The 3393-nt window shown below is 67.6% G+C and carries 5 protein-coding genes; 3 read left to right on the plus strand and 2 right to left on the minus strand.

From position 1 onward, the window contains the following. Together VB080_RS15135 and VB080_RS15140 are read right to left on the minus strand one after the other, a co-directional pair. Positions 1-350: hypothetical protein (locus VB080_RS15135; protein WP_323419285.1), on the minus strand; the 350-nt coding region annotated here is incomplete at its 3' end. Between the two features lie 62 nt (positions 351-412). Next, positions 413-1009: a sigma-70 family RNA polymerase sigma factor gene (locus VB080_RS15140; protein WP_323419286.1), complete on the minus strand. Its 597-nt coding sequence runs from the start codon at positions 1007-1009 to the stop codon at positions 413-415. Positions 1010-1304: 295 nt separating this feature from the next. On the opposite strand from VB080_RS15140, the gene VB080_RS15145 reads away from it, so the two are divergent. From VB080_RS15145 to VB080_RS15155, 3 genes are read left to right on the plus strand one after another with little or no spacing between them, the layout of a single operon-like run. Continuing rightward, entirely contained in the window at positions 1305-2201 is an 897-nt protein-coding gene (locus tag VB080_RS15145; RefSeq protein ID WP_323419287.1) for a ParA family protein, read from the plus strand. Next, a complete protein-coding gene (locus VB080_RS15150) occupies positions 2186-2494 on the plus strand; it encodes a hypothetical protein (RefSeq protein ID WP_323419288.1) in 309 nt (102 codons plus the stop codon). The genes VB080_RS15145 and VB080_RS15150 overlap by 16 nt, the downstream gene beginning before the upstream one ends. Next, complete coding sequence (locus VB080_RS15155; RefSeq protein WP_323419289.1) at positions 2491-3333, plus strand: ScpA family protein; 843 nt, start codon at positions 2491-2493, stop codon at positions 3331-3333. Before VB080_RS15150 ends, VB080_RS15155 begins: the two co-directional genes overlap by 4 nt. Positions 3334-3393: the final 60 nt, after the last annotated feature.

Raw genomic sequence — 3393 nt, forward strand, 5'->3', positions numbered from 1 at the left:
CGTCTGACCGGGTCGACGCGTGAAGCGACGACTCCACCGGCCTCATCCACCTCGCTGGCCAGTGCCCACCACTGGGTGATGATCTGGGTTTCGGCGGAAAGGTCGAGCTGGCTGGCCGCCAGGGTGGCGAGGTGGCGCAGAACTGTCGGGGCATCCGTTTCGATGGGGGAGATCGCAAGCATGGGTGGCGTCGCAGCGTAGACCTGCTGGGGCCGCACGATCGATGCGACGCTGATCGCGAGAACCAGGACGGCAGCGGCGGCAATCGAGAGCACCCAGCGCGCGCGTGGGCGTCGCCGGAGGCTGGTCGCTGGAGAGTCTTCCGGAACGGTGGCCAGAATGCGCGCCAAGTCCGCCTCAGCACGCGCCGATAGTGGCTCGTCGGCCGGGCTGGCGGAACGGATCAAACGTTCTACTCGGTCCATTCGGTCACCTCCTGACGGGGAACCTGCTTCTCCGAAGACGCCGGCCGGTGAGCGTACTGTGCCGCGAAGGCCTGCTTCGCCCGACTCAGCCGCGTACTGAACGCCGTTGGGCTGATCCCCAGCACGGCGGCGGCTTCTGCGGTCGGAAGGTCGCACCACAACGCCAGTACCAGCACTTCGTAGGTGTCGACCGGAAGCCGGAGCATCGCCTGCTGCACATCTACCCGATTGGCCCAGGCATCCGCGGCATCGACCGGCTGACCGGGCTCAAGGATGGCCAGACCATCGACCGGATGCTCTCGTCGTGCGGCCGCCCGGTAGAAATCACCTACCTTGTTGCGAACCACCTGGACGAACCACCGTCGATCGAGGTTTCCGGTTTTGAGTAGATGGCGCCACGCCACCTCGAACGCGTCGTGCAGCACGGCCTCCTGGTCGGCTCCGACTGCTGTGCGAGCGAGGAGACTGCGCATCGGGTTGTACATGTGGCCGTAGAAGGCAGTGAACCGTTCAGCGAGTTCCTCCGCGTGCTGCGTTTGGGGGTCACGCATGCCATCACCGTAGTCGAGTGCGGAGGTTTCCATGGCTGGCTCGTCACAAGGAGGTGTCACCCATGGCTGACGGCCGGCGATGTGACTGCGTCCGTCCTGGGCGGAGCTTGCCGGGAAGGATGCTGTCTCAACTGTCGCCATCCACTGCCGCCTTTCTCCCACCACCGCGGGTCGCGAGAACGCAAGCCCTCTTCTGCGTTGTCTATTGGGGCGGGTGCTCGGTCTGTCACAGCCCGTGCGGCGGACGAGGGTGAGATACGGACTATTGAGGGAGCGGACCCGCCGAGGCAAACAGACTTGTCGACATTTCCGGGATAGGGTGCGAACTGTGAAGAACGATGAGACCGCCCTGTTCGACGAACCCGAGACCGCAGCAGCTGGCCTCGGCCCGACCGGACGGCCGCTGCCCGACCTGCCGGTGCCCACACCGCCCGACCCGAACCGCACCACCCGGGCGCTGATCATCGCGATGTGCAACCAGAAAGGCGGCGTCGGCAAGACCACCACCACGATCAATCTGGGCGCGGCGCTGGCCGAGACCGGACGGAAGGTGCTGCTGGTCGACTTCGACCCACAGGGCTCGCTGTCGGTCGGCCTGGGGGTCAACCCGCACACCCTCCAGACCAGCATCTACGACGTGCTGGTGCGCCGGGACGCCAAGGTCACCGACGTGATCCGTCCGTCCGGGGTCGAGGGGATGGACCTGCTGCCGTCCAACATCGACCTGTCGGCTGCAGAACTGCAGCTGGTCAGCGAGGTCGCCCGCGAGCAGACCCTGCACCGCGCGCTGGCCAAGGTGCGGCACCTCTACGACATCATCCTGATCGACTGCGCCCCCTCGCTGGGCCTGCTGACAGTCAACGCGCTGACCACCGCCGACAAGGTGATGGTGCCGCTCGAACTGGAGTTCTTCGCGCTGCGCGGGGTGGCGTTGCTCACCGACACCATCTCGAAGGTGCAGGACCGGCTCAACCCCGACCTCGAACTGCTCGGCATCCTGGGGACGATGTACGACTCGCGCACCCTGCACTCCCGCGAGGTGCTCGACCGGGTGGTGCAGGCCTTCGGCGATGACGTCTTCCACACGGTGATCCGGCGCACCATCAAGTTCCCCGAGACCACCGTCGCGGGCGAGCCGATCACCACCTACGCCCCGAGTTCGACAGGCGCCGAGTCCTACCGGATGGTTGCCAGGGAGGTGTTGCAGCGATGCCCGGACGCCTGAGCGGAGTCTCCGAGCTCTTCCGCCCGACGACGGGGGAGCCCGGGCCAGCAGCCGAACAACCCACCGAACAGGTTGCGCCCAGCGGCCGGGTGCGGCATGACGAGAAGATCACCGTCTACGTCAGCAGCGCCGAACTGATCGCCCTGGAGCAAGCCCGGCTCATCCTGCGCGCCGAGCACGGCGTGGCGGTCGACCGGGGCCGGATCGTCCGCGCGGCGATCAGCCTGGTGATGGCCGAACTCGAGGCCAGGGGCGGGGAGTCCGGCCTGGTCCGCGCCCTGAGCGAGCAGTGACCCTCGCAGCAGAACCGGCGGTGGACGAACGCGGGTTCTCCGTCCACCTGACCAACTTCTCCGGCCCCTTCGACCTGCTGCTGCAGCTGATCGGCAAGCACAAGCTCGACATCACCGAGGTGGCGCTCTCCCAGGTCACCGACGAGTTCATCGCCCACCTGCGGCAGGCCCAGGCCACGCAAGCCTGGGATCTCAACGAGACCAGCCAGTTCATCGTCGTCGGCGCCACCCTGCTCGACCTGAAGGCGGCCCGGCTGCTGCCCTCCGGCGAGGTGGACGACGAGGAGGATCTCGCCCTGCTGGAGGCCCGCGACCTGCTCTTCGCCCGGCTGCTGCAGTACCGGGCGTTCAAACTGGTCTCGGGCTGGATCGCCGAGACCCTGGCCGTCCAGGACCGCCGGCACCCGCGTCCGGGCGGGCTGGAGGAGCAGTTCGCGAAACTGCTGCCCGAGGTCGACCTGACCGGTCTGGCCGACCAGCTGGCCCTGCTGGCCTCGGCCGCCCTCGCGCCCAAACCTCCGGTCGAGGTGGCCCTGGGACACCTGCACATCCCGCGGGTGAGCGTGCGCGACCAGGCGGAGGTGATCATCGCGCGGCTGAAGGAGCACCCCAACGTGTCCTTCCGGGCACTGGTCGCCGATGCCGAGGAGAAGCTCGTGGTGGTGGCGCGCTTCCTGGCGCTGCTGGAGCTGTACCGTGAGCAGGCGGTGGCCTTCGAACAGCTGGCCCCGCTGGGGGAACTGACCATCCGCTGGCTCGGTGCCGAGGTGGCCGACGGCATCGGGTCCGAGTTCGACCAGACCACCGACGAGACGACGCAGGAATCGACTGATGAGTGAGCAGACCGACCAGGGCCGGGCGCAGGCTGGCGCTGCCGAGGAACAGATCCCCGAACTGGA

Source organism: Propionicimonas sp., from assembly GCF_034927565.1.
Taxonomy (GTDB): Bacteria; Actinomycetota; Actinomycetes; order Propionibacteriales; family Propionibacteriaceae; genus Propionicimonas.